9 protein-coding genes are annotated in these 13,706 nt (G+C 73.7%); 5 read left to right on the forward strand and 4 right to left on the reverse strand.

What is annotated here, in order from left to right:
- The first annotated feature begins 114 nt into the window (after positions 1-114).
- Positions 115-2,118, forward strand: a complete 2,004-nt coding sequence (locus FB00_RS06800) for a hypothetical protein (RefSeq protein WP_052877507.1) — start codon at positions 115-117, stop codon at positions 2,116-2,118.
- A gap of 59 nt (positions 2,119-2,177) precedes the next feature.
- Here the strand turns inward: FB00_RS06800 and FB00_RS06805 are convergent, their stop codons facing one another.
- From FB00_RS06805 to FB00_RS06820, 4 genes are all read right to left on the reverse strand, one after another.
- Positions 2,178-4,337, reverse strand: a complete 2,160-nt coding sequence (locus FB00_RS06805; protein ID WP_052877508.1) for an acyltransferase family protein — start codon at positions 4,335-4,337, stop codon at positions 2,178-2,180.
- A 74-nt stretch (positions 4,338-4,411) separates the two neighbouring features.
- Positions 4,412-5,356 (reverse strand): glycine betaine ABC transporter substrate-binding protein, encoded by a 945-nt coding sequence (locus FB00_RS06810; protein ID WP_047232126.1) that lies wholly within the window; start codon positions 5,354-5,356, stop codon positions 4,412-4,414.
- Positions 5,357-5,459: 103 nt separating this feature from the next.
- Positions 5,460-6,329: an ABC transporter permease gene (locus FB00_RS06815; RefSeq protein WP_047232127.1), complete on the reverse strand. Its 870-nt coding sequence runs from the start codon at positions 6,327-6,329 to the stop codon at positions 5,460-5,462.
- Entirely contained in the window at positions 6,326-7,684 is a 1,359-nt protein-coding gene (locus tag FB00_RS06820) for a quaternary amine ABC transporter ATP-binding protein (protein ID WP_052877509.1), read from the reverse strand. The genes FB00_RS06815 and FB00_RS06820 overlap by 4 nt, the downstream gene beginning before the upstream one ends.
- Before the next feature lie 571 nt (positions 7,685-8,255).
- Between FB00_RS06820 and ahcY the strand changes: the two genes are divergently transcribed.
- From ahcY to FB00_RS06840, 4 genes are all read left to right on the forward strand, one after another.
- Positions 8,256-9,818 carry an adenosylhomocysteinase gene (ahcY, locus tag FB00_RS06825; RefSeq protein ID WP_082141076.1) on the forward strand — a complete coding sequence of 521 codons (1,563 nt, stop codon included), beginning with the start codon at positions 8,256-8,258 and terminating at the stop codon, positions 9,816-9,818.
- A 34-nt stretch (positions 9,819-9,852) separates the two neighbouring features.
- Entirely contained in the window at positions 9,853-10,470 is a 618-nt protein-coding gene (locus tag FB00_RS06830; RefSeq protein ID WP_047232128.1) for a hypothetical protein, read from the forward strand.
- A 92-nt stretch (positions 10,471-10,562) separates the two neighbouring features.
- Positions 10,563-12,083, forward strand: a complete 1,521-nt coding sequence (locus tag FB00_RS06835; RefSeq protein ID WP_082141077.1) for a sensor histidine kinase — start codon at positions 10,563-10,565, stop codon at positions 12,081-12,083.
- 115 nt (positions 12,084-12,198) lie between these two features.
- A complete protein-coding gene (locus FB00_RS06840; RefSeq protein WP_047232210.1) occupies positions 12,199-12,858 on the forward strand; it encodes a response regulator transcription factor in 660 nt (219 codons plus the stop codon).
- Positions 12,859-13,706: the final 848 nt, after the last annotated feature.

Consider the following 13,706-nt stretch of genomic DNA (forward strand, 5'->3'; position numbering starts at 1 on the left):
GGGCGCGGGTGAATTCCGCGCAGATCGAGGCTACGGGGGCCGTGAGCGCTCCGCCGTCCACTACGGTTCTCTCGCCGGTCAGGCCGACCGGACCCGCCACCGCCTGGAGCTCTCGTGGTCATCATCTCGCACGACGCCGCGTCGTCCCGTCGCCGGCTGGTCGTCCCTGCCCTCGTCGCCGCGCTCGTCCTCGCCCCTCTGGCAGCGGTCCCCGCGGTGGCTCACGAGCCGGCCGCGGCGCTCGTCGTCGAGCCCGGGACGGGCGAGGTGATCGCCCCTGACGAGACGGACGCGACCACGCCCGACGTGGCGGACGTCGTGATCGCGCCCGCGACCGACCCGGTCATCGTCGGCGAGGCGCGCGTCGGGGGGACGCTGAGCGTGTCCTCCGACCCGTGGGGGCCGGAGGGCGTCGAGCTCGCGGTCTCCTGGTACGCCGACGGGACGCTGCTCGACGGGGTCGTCGGCTCCGACCTCGCGCTGCCGCCGGCGCTCGTCGGGGCGCGCGTGCACGCCGAGCTCGTCGGCTCCCTCCCCGGTTCCGGTGCCGAGCCCGTGACCCGCGTGACCGCCGCGACGGACCCCGTGGTGGAGGGCACCGTCGCCGGACCGGACCCCGTCGTCGAGGGTGCCGCCACCGTCGGGAGCACGGTGGTCGCCGTCGTCGACTGGGGCGAGGACGTCGCGCTGACCTACCGCTGGCTGCGTGGCGGCGTCCCCGTCGACGGTGCGCTCGACGCGGCCTACACCGCCTCGCCCGCGGACGAGGGTCGGGAGCTCGTCGTGGAGGTGACCGGGACCAGGGCCGGCTATGCGACGCGCACGTCGTCGAGCGCGCCCGTCACCGTCGCGGCGGGCACGCTGCTCCCGCAGGTGCCGGTCGTGACCGGTACGGCCCGCGTGGGCGCGACGCTCGTCGCCTCTCCCGGGACCTGGTCGCCGTCGGCCACGTTCTCGTACCAGTGGCGTCGCGGTACGACGGCGATCGCCGGGGCGACGGGCGTGTCCTACGTGCCCTCGGCCGCCGACCTCGGTCAGCAGCTCAGCGTGGTCGTCACCGGGACGTCGCCGGGCTATGCGCCGCGCGAGGCCGCGAGCGCGGCGACGGCGAAGGTCGTCGCCGGTGTGCTCATCGCGCCGACGCCTGTCGTGTCGGGGACCGCGCGCGTCGGCTCGCGGCTCACGGTGGGTGCGGGGTCGTGGACGGCGGGCACGCGTCTGGCCTACCAGTGGTCCGTCGGTGGGGCCAAGGTGACGGGTGCGACCGGTGCGACGTTCACCCCGCGCGTCGCCGACCGAGGCAAGACCGTCATCGTCACCGTGACGGGGACGAACGCCGGGTATACGACCCGTGCGGTGACGAGCAAGGCGACCGCGAAGGTCGCGGACGGTGTCCTGGCTCCCGGAGCGGTCAAGATCTCCGGGACCGCGAGGGTCGGGTCCGTGCTCAAGGTCACCGCGGGCACGTGGACGCCGAAGCCCACGCTCTCCTACCAGTGGAAGCGCAACGGGGTCGCCATCAAGGGGGCGACGAAGACCTCGTACACGCTCGCCGTCGCCGACCACGGGAAGCGGATCACGGTGACGGTCACCGGTCGTGCGACGGGGTACACGGCGCGGAGCGCGACCAGCGCCGCGACGGCTGGGGTCGTCCGGGCGTTCGTGCGCACGGTCGTCCCCGTGATCGCCGGCACGGCGCAGGTCACCAAGACCCTCACCGTGCGGCCGGGTGCCTGGTCGCCCGCAGCGACCTTCGGCTACCAGTGGAAGCGCAACGGGGTCGCCATCCCCGGCGCGACCCGGTCGACCTACAAGCTCGTCGCCGCGGACCAGGGCAAGAAGATCACCGTGACCGTGACGGGCAAGAGGGCGGCCTGGGTCACCGCGTCCCGCACGAGCGCCGCCACCGCCGCGGTGAAGGCCCCGCCGCGACCGTCGCGCACGACGCCGGTGAGCACCTGGAACTGCCCCTCCTGGGCGCCGATCAAGGGCAACCGGAACAGCATGATCTACCACGTCCCGGGTGGCCGCTACTACGCGGCGACCAAGCCGGAGGAGTGCTTCACGACGGCGGCCGCCGCGCGCGCGGCCGGCTACCGCGCGTCGAAGAACGGGTGAACCGACGGGGCCGTCGGCCGTGCGGCGACTCCGCCTCCGCTCGGCCGACGGTCTCGACCTCAGCCCTCGCGCGCGACGACACCGGCGATCTCGTCCTCGAGCCCGAGCGCGTACTGCTTGTTGAGGTGGTCGCGGTCGGCGTACACCGGCAGCCCGCCGACCACCGCGTAGCAGCGCTCGGCGTCGCAGAAGCGGTCCGTGAGGTCGACCGGGACGAGGCTGCCTGGACCGTCCGCCGGTCGGCTCGCGGCCTCGAGGATGGGGTCCGCGGGCTGCGCGACGGCCCGGTCGACCGCGCACTCGACCGGCGACTCCGGATTGAGGATCGCGCAGTCCTTGTCGCGGACCATGCCGTTCATCGGCGGATCGCCGAGCACGTACACGTCGGTCCCGGCCTCGAGCCACGGCTGCCAGTACGACCGGAAACCCTCGACGTACTGGTCGCGCTGCGAGCGCCCCGAGCCGTCGTCGACCTGCTCCGCGCGCGCGAAGCTCGACGTGAACACCATGTCCGGGCGCTCGTGCGCGACCTCGGCCTGGACGGCCTCGCGCCACGCCGCGCACTGTCGGAGCTTCTCGGGAGTCGCCGGGTTTCCCCGGTAGCCGACGTATGCGACGTCGGCGGACGGGCACGCGCCCAGGAGGCTCATGGTGACGTCCCAGTCTTGTTCGCTGGCGATCTGCAGCAACGGTGCCTGCCATTGCTGCGCGTGCGAGTCTCCGACGAGCCAGACCTGCTTCGCCGCGGGATCCCCGTCGCTGAAGTCGCACTCGCGCGTGGTCTTGGCGCCCTCCACCTCGAGCCGGGTACCGATCTCTCCACACTCTGCGTGGTCGACGACGTAGTACTTGCTCTCCTCGCCGAGGACGGGGTTGACGGCGGGGCCGAACGGGTCGTCGCACGGCGCGCCGGGGGCGAGCGCGGCCGGCCCGTGGCACGCGGCGTCGGCGGCCGCCGCCTCCTGCGCGGCGCGCTCCGCCTCGGCCGCGGAGCGTCCCGCGGCGGCGTGCAGCCCCAGGGCGAGCGCGCCGACGATCGCCATGCCCGCCAGCATGAGGACGAACGACCGGCGCGGCCGGACCGACGCCCAGCGCCATGACCGCCCCTTGTCCTCGACCAGGACCTTGGTGACCCACGCGAGCGCGACGGACGCGACGGCGATGCCCAGCTTGTCCACGGTCGTGAGCGACCGGCTCAGCGCGAACGGAGCCACGACGATCAGGGGCCAGTGCCACAGGTAGACGGAGTAGGAGACGTCGCCGAGGACCTGGACCGGGCGCAGCGCCGTGACCCGGTCGTGGAGCAGCGGACGCCTCTCGGTGCCCGCCAGGATCACGGCGGCCGTGCCGAGCGCGGGGACCGCGGCGAGCCAGCCGGGGAACGGCGTGGCGTGGTCGTAGACGAGCGCGGTGGCGGCGATCGTCGCGAATCCGGCCAGGGCGAGCGCGTTCGCCGCCGCGCCGTTCAGCCGCACCCGGGTCGCACCGAGCGCGAGGAGGCCACCGAGCGCGAACTCCCAGAACCGGACCGGGGTGACGAAGTACGCCTCGCTCGGGGAGCGCACCGTCATGACGATGCTCAGCACGAGCGACAGCGCGCCGACGACGAGGACCCCCGTCGCGACGACGCGCCGTGGCCGGGAGGCCCCCCGCGCCCCTCGGACGGCGAGGAGGTAGAGGCCGAGCAGCAGGAGCGGCCACAGCAGGTAGAACTGCTCCTCGACCGACAACGACCAGTAGTGCTGGGCCACCGTGGCGTCGTCGTTGAGCGCGGAGTAGTTCACGGAGCGCGCGGCGAGCGCCCAGTTCTCGACGTAGAACGCGGACGCCGCGATCTCCTGCGCGCTGCGTGACCACGCCGTGTACGGCAGGAAGGCCCAGACGGCGACGGCGGAGACCGCCAGGACGAGGAGCGCCGCCGGGAGGAGGCGGCGGACGCGGCGCGCGTAGAACGTCGCGAGCCGGACGCGCCCTGTCGACAGCAGCTCCTTGAGCAGGTGCGACGTGATGAGGAAGCCGGAGATGACGAAGAAGACGTCCACGCCGACGTAGCCGCCCGCGAGCCGGCTCGGCCACAGGTGGTTGAGGACGACGGCCCCGACCGCGATCGCGCGGAGCGCCTGGACGTCGGTCCGGGGCGCTGCGGGCGTGCCGCCGGACGCACGGGGCGCGGCGTGCCGCGGAGGGTGCGTGCGGAGCTCGGTCTGGGGAGAGGTCACCGCACGATGATAGAGAGGCGGCGGCCGCCCCCCGTACGGGAGGCGGCCGCCGCGCTCGTGCTCTGTTCCGGGCGTCAGACGCCCGCGGACTCCTTGAGGTCGTCGACGAACGTCGGGTTCGCCTCGAGCCAGGCCTGGACGGCCTCCGCCTCGTCGGCGTACTCGTCGGAGTTGAACATCATGTTCTCGAGCGAGAAGAGCTGCTCGTCGTCCAGCGTGAAGGCGCCGAGAAGCTTGGTCAGCGTCGGGTAGCGCTCCTCGAAGTCGGACGAGCCCCACATGTGGATCTTCTCGGCCTCGCCGAGCGCGCCCTCGGGGTCCTCGAGGTCGCGGACGGGGAACTCGTCGTAGGCCCAGTGCGGGCGCCACAGGGTGACGGCGATGTTCTCGCCGGCGTCGGTCGCGCCCTTGAGCTCGGCGAGCATCGCGGGGGTCGAGGAGATGGAGTAGTCCATGCCCTCGAGCCCGTAGGTCGGGACGACCTGGTCCTGGGTGATCTCGGTGAGCCCGGCGCCGGCCTCGATCCCGACGAGCTTGTTGCCGTACTCGTCGGCCATGCCGGCGAGGTCCTCGAGCGACTGCGCGGGCGAGTCCTCGTTCACCGCGATGGTGAGCTTGGCGTCGTCGTACCAGTAGCCGAGGTCGGTGACCTCGTCGCCGTACTCCTTCTCGTACGAGGCGTGCGTGTAGGGCAGCCAGACGTCGAGCGTGACGTCGAAGTCGCCGCCGGCGAGGCCGGTGTAGATGACGCCCACGTCGGCGGTCTGGGAGGAGACGTCGTAGCCCTCCTCCTCGAGGATCGCCGTCCACAGGTGGGAGACGGCGATGCCCTCGTCCCAGCCGGAGGGGATGCCGATGGAGACCGACGTCTCGTCCTCCCCGGTGGAGCCGCCGTCCGAGCCGCCGGAACCGGAGTCGGAGGCGCAGGCGGTGAGGGCGAGGCCGAGGACGGCGGTCGCTGCGACGGCGGCGGTGCGGCGGACGGTGCGGCGGGTGGTGCGGGTACGTGCGGGGGTCATGCTGTCCTTCCCTGGGTCCGGGCGGACCCGGTCGGTGTGCCCGACGGCGGGGGCACGGCGGGCGGCTTCCCGGCGCTGCGGCCGGGCACGGTGCGGGACGCGCTCAGACGCGCGCGGCGGCGAGGGCGCGCGAGACGGGCGCGCGGTCGCCGAGGGCCGAGGTCACGCGGTCGAGGAACATCGCGAGGATGACGACTGCCAGACCGGCCTCGAAGCCGAGCGCGACGTTGACGCGCTGGAGCGCGGCGACGACGTCGTTGCCGAGGCCGCCGGCGCCGACCATGCCCGCGATGACGACCATGGAGAGCGACAGCATGATGACCTGGTTGACGCCGGCCATGATGGTCGGGAGCGCGAGCGGGAGCTGGATCTGGCGCAGGATGCGCCCCGGGGTCGAGCCGAACGCCTGGCCCGCCTCGACGACCTCCTTGTCCACCTGCCGGATGCCGAGCTCGGTGAACCGGACGCCGGGCGCCATGGCGAAGATGATCGTCGCGATGATGCCCGGGACGGGGCCGGTGAGGAAGATGACGACGGTCGGGATGAGGTAGACGAACGCCGGCATGGTCTGCATGAAGTCGAGGACCGGGCGCACGACCGTGGAGACGCGGTCGTTCCGCGCGGCCCAGATGCCGAGCGGGATCGCGACGACGAGCGCCAGGACCGCGGAGAGCAGGACGAGCGCGAGGGTGTCCATCGCGTTGTCCCACTGGTCGACGCCGGCGATGACGACGAACCCGACGAGCGACCCGAGCGCGAGCTTCCAGCCCTTGGCGAGGAGCGCGAGGGCGGCGAGCGCGAGCGCGACGACCCAGAACGGCGGGCTCGACAGGATGGTGTCCAGCCCGTCGTAGATGCCCACGAGCACGTCCTTGACGAAGCGGAAGAGCGGCCGGAACGTCGTCGTCATCCAGTCGACGAACGTGTCGACCCACTCGCCGAGCGGGATGCGGGGGACGAGGGTGTCGTTCACGCGGCACCTCCCTCGGTCGTCAGGTCGGAGTCCACGGCGGCGTCCGCCGCGGTCCCGTCCTGCCCGGCCGGCGCGCCGAGGTCGATCTCGCCGGTGCGCGGCTGGTCCGGCGGGACCATGGCCTCGAGCAGCGTGACGCGCGGGACGACGCCGACGAGGCGGCCCTCGGCGTCGGTCACGGGCACGGGGAGCGAGGACTCGGCCGCGGGGGCGAAGATCTCCGCGAGCGGCGTGTCCGGGGAGACGGGCGCGACGCCGTCGTGCACGAGGTCCCCGATGGACTCCTTGCCGGCCTTGAGCGCGGCGACGGCGTCGTCGTCGCGCACGACGCCGTGCAGCACGCGCTGGCGGTCGACGACGTACGCGGCCGAGACCTGCGCCTCGCGCATGGCGCGGCTCGCCTGGCGCGGCCCGCCGCTCACGGGGACGACGACCGCGGGGCGCACCATGACGGACGACGCGGTGAGGACGCGCGTGCGGTCGACGTCGGCGACGAACTGGGCGACGTAGTCGTTGGCCGGGTCGGAGAGGATCTGCTCGGCCGTGCCGATCTGGACGATCCGCCCGTCGCGCATGACGGCGATCCGGTCGCCGAGGTGCATGGCCTCGTTGAGGTCGTGCGTGATGAACACGATCGTCTTGCCGAGGCGCTGCTGGAGGTCGAGGAGCTGCTCCTGCATCTCGCGCCGGATGAGCGGGTCGAGCGCGCTGAACGCCTCGTCCATGAGCAGGACGTCGGTGTCGGCGGCCAGCGCGCGGGCGAGGCCGACGCGCTGGCGCATGCCGCCCGAGAGCTGCGACGGGAGCGAGTCCTCCCAGCCGCCGAGCCCGACGAGGTCGAGGGCGGTGCGGGCCTTCTCGCGGCGCTCGGCCTTGCCGACGCCCTGGATCTCGAGCGGATAGGCGGCGTTGTCGAGCACGGTGCGGTGGGGGAGCAGCGCGAAGTGCTGGAAGACCATGCTCACGCTGCTGCGGCGCAGGGCGCGCAGCTGCTTGGCGTCGGTGGCCGCGAGGTCGGTACCGCCGACCACCACGTGGCCGGACGTCGGCTTCCACAGGCCGTTGAGCATCCGGATGAGCGTGGACTTGCCGGAGCCGGAGAGGCCCATGACGACGAAGATCTCGCCGCGGCGGACCTCGAAGGACGCGTCGATGACCGCGGCGGTCCCGAGCGACTTGACGTCGTCGCGGGACGCGCCCTGCTCGAGGCGCCGGATGGCCTCGACGGGCCGGCGCCCGAAGACCTTGTAGACGTCGCGGACGGAGACGGCGACGTCGGCCGCTGTCGTGCTCGGCTCGGTCTGCTCGGGTACTGCGGTGGTGCTGTCTGGCGGGGTGATGCTGGGGGCAGTCATGCGGGCGGGTCTCGCCACCTTCCGTGCGGGGGACCGGCACGCCCCGCGCGAGGACGGCGCCAGAGGGGGGTCCGGCGGCGGCGTCTCGGGAGCGCGGCACGTGGCCCCTGATCGCGTCGCGGTCGGGCGCCCGGGGGCGACCTCCGCGCTCGGCGCGCAGCGGGCCACATGCTGGTCCGACGTCAATCGGTACTCCAGCACCCTGCCTGATTCGAGGTTCAACTTCTACCCAGGAGGCTGCCTCCGGGGACCATTCCAGGACGTTTCTTGACCGAACATCGTTGGAACCGCGCGGAGGACGGAGGATCACGGATCGTTATCCCTTTGTGATCTTGAGATGGTCAAGCATTCGTGTTACGCGCGCGCCCGGGCGCGCGCGCCGGACGAACGGTGTGACCCGCGCCGGGTGTCCCCGTCGCCGGGGCCGGTCGGCACCGTCGTCGGTAGGCTGGGACCGGGCGGGCCGCGGTCCCGTCCGGCGCGGACGGGAGCCCCCAGCGCAGCCACCGGCCGACCACCGGACCGGCCGGTACCACCGGCCCTTCCGGCACCGAGAACGCACAGGAGAACCATGTCCACCACAGCGCCAGCCCCGACGACCGGCACCCCGGGGGCCACCCCCGGCTTCGACGAGGTCCCCGGCCGCTACAAGGTCCGCGACCTGTCCCTCGCCGAGGCGGGCCGTCACCAGCTCCGCCTCGCCGAGCACGAGATGCCGGGACTCATGGCGCTGCGCGCCGAGTACGGGGAGTCGCAGCCGCTCGCCGGGGCACGGATCGCCGGGTCGCTCCACATGACCGTGCAGACCGCCGTCCTCATCGAGACGCTCGTCGCGCTCGGGGCGCAGGTGCGTTGGGCGAGCTGCAACATCTTCTCCACGCAGGACGAGGCCGCGGCCGCCGTCGTCGTCGGGCCGCACGGGACGCCCGAGCACCCGCAGGGCGTGCCCGTCTTCGCGTGGAAGGGCGAGAGCCTCGAGGAGTACTGGGACTGCACGGAGCAGATCCTCGTGTGGCCCGGGGACGAGTCGCCGAACCTCGTCCTCGACGACGGCGGCGACGCGACGATGCTCGTCCACCTCGGCCTCCAGTACGAGCGAGCAGGCGTCGTCCCGCCGGACACGCTGCCGGGCGAGCCGGACCACACGCACGAGATGAACGTCGTGCGCGCCGTGCTGCGCCGCGCGCTCGAGGCGGACCCCCTGCGCTGGACGACGATCGCCCAGGCGCTCCAGGGTGTCACCGAGGAGACGACGACGGGCGTCCACCGCCTCTACCAGCTCGCCGAGGCCGGCGAGCTGCTCTTCCCGGCGATCAACGTCAACGACTCGGTCACCAAGTCGAAGTTCGACAACAAGTACGGCATCCGCCACTCGCTGCCCGACGGCATCAACCGCGCGACCGACGTCCTCATGGGCGGCAAGGTCGCGTTCGTCGCGGGGTACGGCGACGTCGGCAAGGGCGCGGCCGAGGCGTTCCGCGGGCAGGGCGCGCGCGTCATCGTGTCCGAGGTCGACCCGATCTGCGCGCTCCAGGCCGCGATGGACGGCTACCAGGTCGCCCGGATCGAGGACGTGCTCGGCGAGGCCGACTTCTTCATCACGACCACGGGCAACAAGGACGTGATCCGCGCCGAGCACCTCGTCGCGATGAAGGACAAGGCCGTCGTCGGCAACATCGGTCACTTCGACAACGAGATCGACATGGCGGGTCTCGCCGAGGTGTCGGGCGTCTCCCGCACCGAGATCAAGGCGCAGGTGCACGAGTGGACGTTCGCCGAGCCCGGGCCGGACGGTCAGCCGGCGGGGCGCTCGATCGTCGTGCTGTCCGAGGGGCGCCTGCTCAACCTCGGCAACGCGACCGGCCACCCGTCGTTCGTCATGAGCAACTCGTTCTCCAACCAGGTGATCGGTCAGATCGAGCTGTTCCAGGACGCGACGCGGGCCGAGCGCGAGGGTCGCGAGCGGTCGTACGCGCGCCAGGTCTACCGCCTGCCCAAGGTGCTGGACGAGAAGGTGGCCCGCCTGCACCTCGACGCGCTCGGCGTGCGGCTCACCGAGCTCTCGCCGTCACAGGCCGACTACCTCGGCGTCCCCGTCGAGGGGCCGTACAAGCCCGAGCACTACCGCTACTGAGCGCGGGCGACCACCCGCGCCACGAGGAGGCCGCATGGACCTGTCGCCCGACGAGCGTCGCTCCGCCGTGCCCTCGCCCTCGACGGGCGGGGGCACGGCGGGACAGGCCGGTCCGCCGGTCGACGGCGAGCCGGAGGGGCCGCCCCCGGGCGTCCGGCCGCTGTGGCACCGGGTCGGCGACCGGTGGGAGCGCGAGCCCCCCCACGACCTGCTCTACGGCGCGATCGTCGCAGGGTTCGTCATGGCGGTGTCGAGCGTGCACGCCCCGACGGGCGACCGGGTGGTCGTCGCGACGGGCCTCGTCGCCGTCGGGTACTGGCTCGCGCACTGCTACGTGGACGCGGTCAGCGGGCGCTTCCACGACAGCGGGCACTCCCTGTGGGACCGCACCCTCACGGCTCTCCGGCTCAACGTCGGGGTGCTGCTCGGTGCGGTCCCCGGGATGCTGGTCTACCTGCTCGCCTCCGCGTTCGGGCTCGACGTGGAGAACGCGGCGCTGGTCGCGGTGTGGTTCACCGTGCTCCTCCTCGGCGTCGTCGGCTTCCTCGCCGCCTACCGGGCGGGCGCCCGGGGCCGCCGCCTCGTCGGGGAGACCCTGCTCGCCGCCGCGTTCGCGGGCGTGGTCATCGCCGTCAAGTACCTCCTGCACTGACCCGCGTCGCGCCGGGACACGGGGGTTGTCCCCACCCCGGCGCGGCGGCGGCCACCCTGTCGTCGTGACCGCGGCTCGCCCAGACTGGCAGCATGACTGCCGTGACCCCTGACCAGCCGAGCGTCGTGCCCGCGGGCGACCCGACGTCGGGCACCCCGACCGCGGGACCCGCGCATGGCCTCCTGCCGACTCCGGACGCGTCCGCGACGGGTGCCGCCGCGACGTCCGCGACGGTGACGGACGCGACGACGTTCGCCGGCACGCAGCCCGACCCGCGGTACGTCGACCACCGTGAGCGGGTCGCGTTCGCGAGCGCGCCGTTCCACCGCCAGACGTGGCGCGCGTACGGGTACCTGTGGCTCGTGCTCCTGCTCGCCCCGTTCGCCTTCACCTACGGGCTGTTCGCGGTGGTCTTCCTCGTGGCGATGCTGGTTCCGGTCATCGGCCTCGTCGTCGCCGGCTGGGTCGTGGTCGGCGGGCGCGGTTGGGGCTCGATGTACCGCTCCCTGGCGCGCTCGGCGCTCGGCATCGACGTCGCCGCCCCCGCGCCGTACGTCCGGCGCCGCGGGTTCTGGAGCACGCTGTGGAGCGGCATCGGCGACGGGACCGGCTGGCGGGCCGTGCTCTTCCTCCTCGTCACGTTCCCCCTCGCGATCGTGTCCTTCGTGGTGAGCACCGTCTTCCTCGCCGTCGGGCTCGGCGGGACGACGCACTGGATCTGGTCGCGCTGGCTCCCGCTCCAGCAGGCGAGCGACGGGTCGTGGCACCGCGGTGCGTCGTTCGGCGCGGACTGGTTCGTCGACACCCCGGTGCGGCAGCTCGGCCTCGTGGTCGTCGGCCTGCTCTTCCTCTGGCTCTGGGCGCAGATCACGCGGGGATTCGCGCAGCTCTTCCGCGCGCTCACCGTCGCGCTGCTCGGCCCGACCCTCTCGAGCCTGCGCGTCGCCGACCTCGAGGAGTCGCGCGGCCGCACCGTCGAGGACGCCGACGCGAAGCTGCGGCGCATCGAGCGCGACCTGCACGACGGGACGCAGGCCCGCCTGGTCGCCGTCGCGATGCAGCTCGGGGAGGCCAAGGAGCAGCTCGCCGCGGGCGGCGACCCGGACGAGGCGCTCGAGCTCGTGGACCTCGCGCACTCGTCGACCAAGGAGGCGCTCGTCGAGCTCCGCGAGCTCGCGCGCGGCATCCACCCGCCGGCGCTCGACAACGGGCTCGCCGTCGCCCTGGAGACGCTCGCGGCGCGCTCGCCGCTCCCGGTCACGGTCGACGTCGACCCCGCCGTCGAGGCGTCCGGTCGGCTCGCGCCGGCCGTGGAGTCGATCGCGTACTTCTGCGTCGCCGAGCTCGTGACGAACGCGGTCAAGCACGCGCGGGCGACGGGCGTGTACGTGCTCGTCGAGCGGCAGGGGGGCGGTCGCGGCGCGCGGCTGCGCCTGCGGGTGCGCGACGACGGCCAGGGTGGCGCGCGCGTCGTGCAGCCCGGGTCCGACGGCCAGCGGTCCGGCCTCGCGGGCCTCGCGGAGCGCGTGCGCTCCGTGGACGGCACGTTCGAGCTCACGAGCCCGGTCGGCGGACCGACGGTCGTCACGGTCCTCCTCCCCGTGCGGGTCTGACGTGCGCACGGACGACCGTGTCCTGTCGGTCCGTGCGGACGGCGTCGGGCACGATGTCCCCGGGGCATCCCGCCCGCCGGGGCCGTCGCACGGCCCGCCCGACCGGAAGGACACCATGCGGCTCGCCATCGCCGAGGACTCCGCCATCCTGCGCGACGGGCTCGTCGCGCTCGTCACGCGCCGTGGCCACGAGGTCGTGGCGGCGGTCGCTGACGGCGACGAGCTCGTCGCGCGGGTCGCCCGCCTCGCGGCCGAGGACGCGCTGCCCGACGTCGCGGTCGTCGACATCCGCATGCCCCCGACGTTCACCGACGAGGGCCTGCGCGCCGCCCTCGCGCTGCGCGCCGAGTACCCCGACCTGGGCGTGCTCCTGTTCTCGCAGTACGTCGAGACGCGGTTCGCGAGCGAGCTGCTCACCGGGGGCGCGCGCGGCGTCGGGTACCTGCTCAAGGACCGCGTCGCCGACGTCGGCGAGTTCGTCGACGCGCTCACGCGCATCGCGGCCGGGCAGACCGTGCTCGACCCCGAGGTCGTGAGCCAGCTCATGGGCGCCTCGCGGTCCGACGACGGGCTGGCACGCCTCACGCCGCGCGAGACCGAGGTCCTGGAGCTCATGGCGCAGGGGCGCTCGAACTCCGCGATCGCGGAGGCGCTGTTCCTCTCCTACGGCGCGGTCGAGAAGAACGTCACGTCGATCTTCGGCAAGCTCGGCCTGCCCCAGGACGCGGGCGACCACCGCCGCGTGCTCGCCGTGCTGCGCTACCTCAAGGTCTGAGCGGGCCGGGGGACAACCCCCGTCGGACCGGGTGGTCCGCCGCGAGAGGCTCGGGGGACCGTCCCGTACCGGGACGAACAGGATGTTTCGAGACTGGTGAGCACCGGGGACCCTCCCGGGCACGCCGATCTTGGAGCATCCCGTGGCCGTCCTGTCGCCGCCGCCGTCCCCGACCCGCGCGCCGTCCCGCGCGCGACCCGCACCCGCCCGACCGTCGCCCCCGGGCGGGGCGCAGCCCCACCGGGACCGACCGTCGTCGGGCACCGCGCGGGCGCCTGGCACCGCGCCGGACGGCCCCCGCCGACCGCGGCGCGACGTGTTCGTCGACGCCGTGCGGGCCCTCGCGACGCTCAGCGTCCTCACGGTGCACTGGCTCATGGCGGACGCGACGTGGGACGGCGAGCACCTGCGCATCGGCAACGCCCTCGCGCACGGCGCCGGCTGGACCGTCACCTGGGTGCTCCAGGTGCTCGCGCTCCTGTTCTTCGCTGCCGGCGCCTCGGCCGCGTACGGGCTGCGGCGCGGGCCCGACGGCGGTCGCTCGTCCCGGCCGGCGGGTGCCGGTCGGGTGGTGGCCCGCCCGAGCGTCCTCGCCGACCTCGCGGCCGGTGCACGGCTCGCCGGGCGGCGCGTGCCCCGGCTGCTGCGGCCCGTCGGGGTGTTCGTCGGGGCGTGGGTCGTCGCGATCGGGGTGCTGCTCGCCGCGGGACTGCACGGGGACGCCGTGCGCTCGCTCGCGACGCTCGCACCGCAGCTCCTGTGGTTCCTCGCGGTGTACCTCGGCCTCGTCGTGCTCACGCCGCTCCTGCGCCGCGCGCTGCACGCCGCGGGCTGGTGGACCGTGGGGG

This window comes from Cellulosimicrobium funkei, from assembly GCF_001019615.1.
Classification (GTDB): domain Bacteria; phylum Actinomycetota; class Actinomycetes; order Actinomycetales; family Cellulomonadaceae; genus Cellulosimicrobium; species Cellulosimicrobium cellulans_E.

Coding starts and splice junctions, on each gene's coding strand:
- FB00_RS06820 (WP_052877509.1), bottom strand. CDS start 7,684: ATGACTGCCCCCAGCATCACCCCGCCAGACAGCACCACCGCAGTACCC.
- FB00_RS06840 (WP_047232210.1), top strand. CDS start 12,199: ATGCGGCTCGCCATCGCCGAGGACTCCGCCATCCTGCGCGACGGGCTC.
- FB00_RS06835 (WP_082141077.1), top strand. CDS start 10,563: ATGACTGCCGTGACCCCTGACCAGCCGAGCGTCGTGCCCGCGGGCGAC.
- FB00_RS06830 (WP_047232128.1), top strand. CDS start 9,853: ATGGACCTGTCGCCCGACGAGCGTCGCTCCGCCGTGCCCTCGCCCTCG.
- FB00_RS06810 (WP_047232126.1), bottom strand. CDS start 5,356: ATGACCCCCGCACGTACCCGCACCACCCGCCGCACCGTCCGCCGCACC.
- ahcY (WP_082141076.1), top strand. CDS start 8,256: ATGTCCACCACAGCGCCAGCCCCGACGACCGGCACCCCGGGGGCCACC.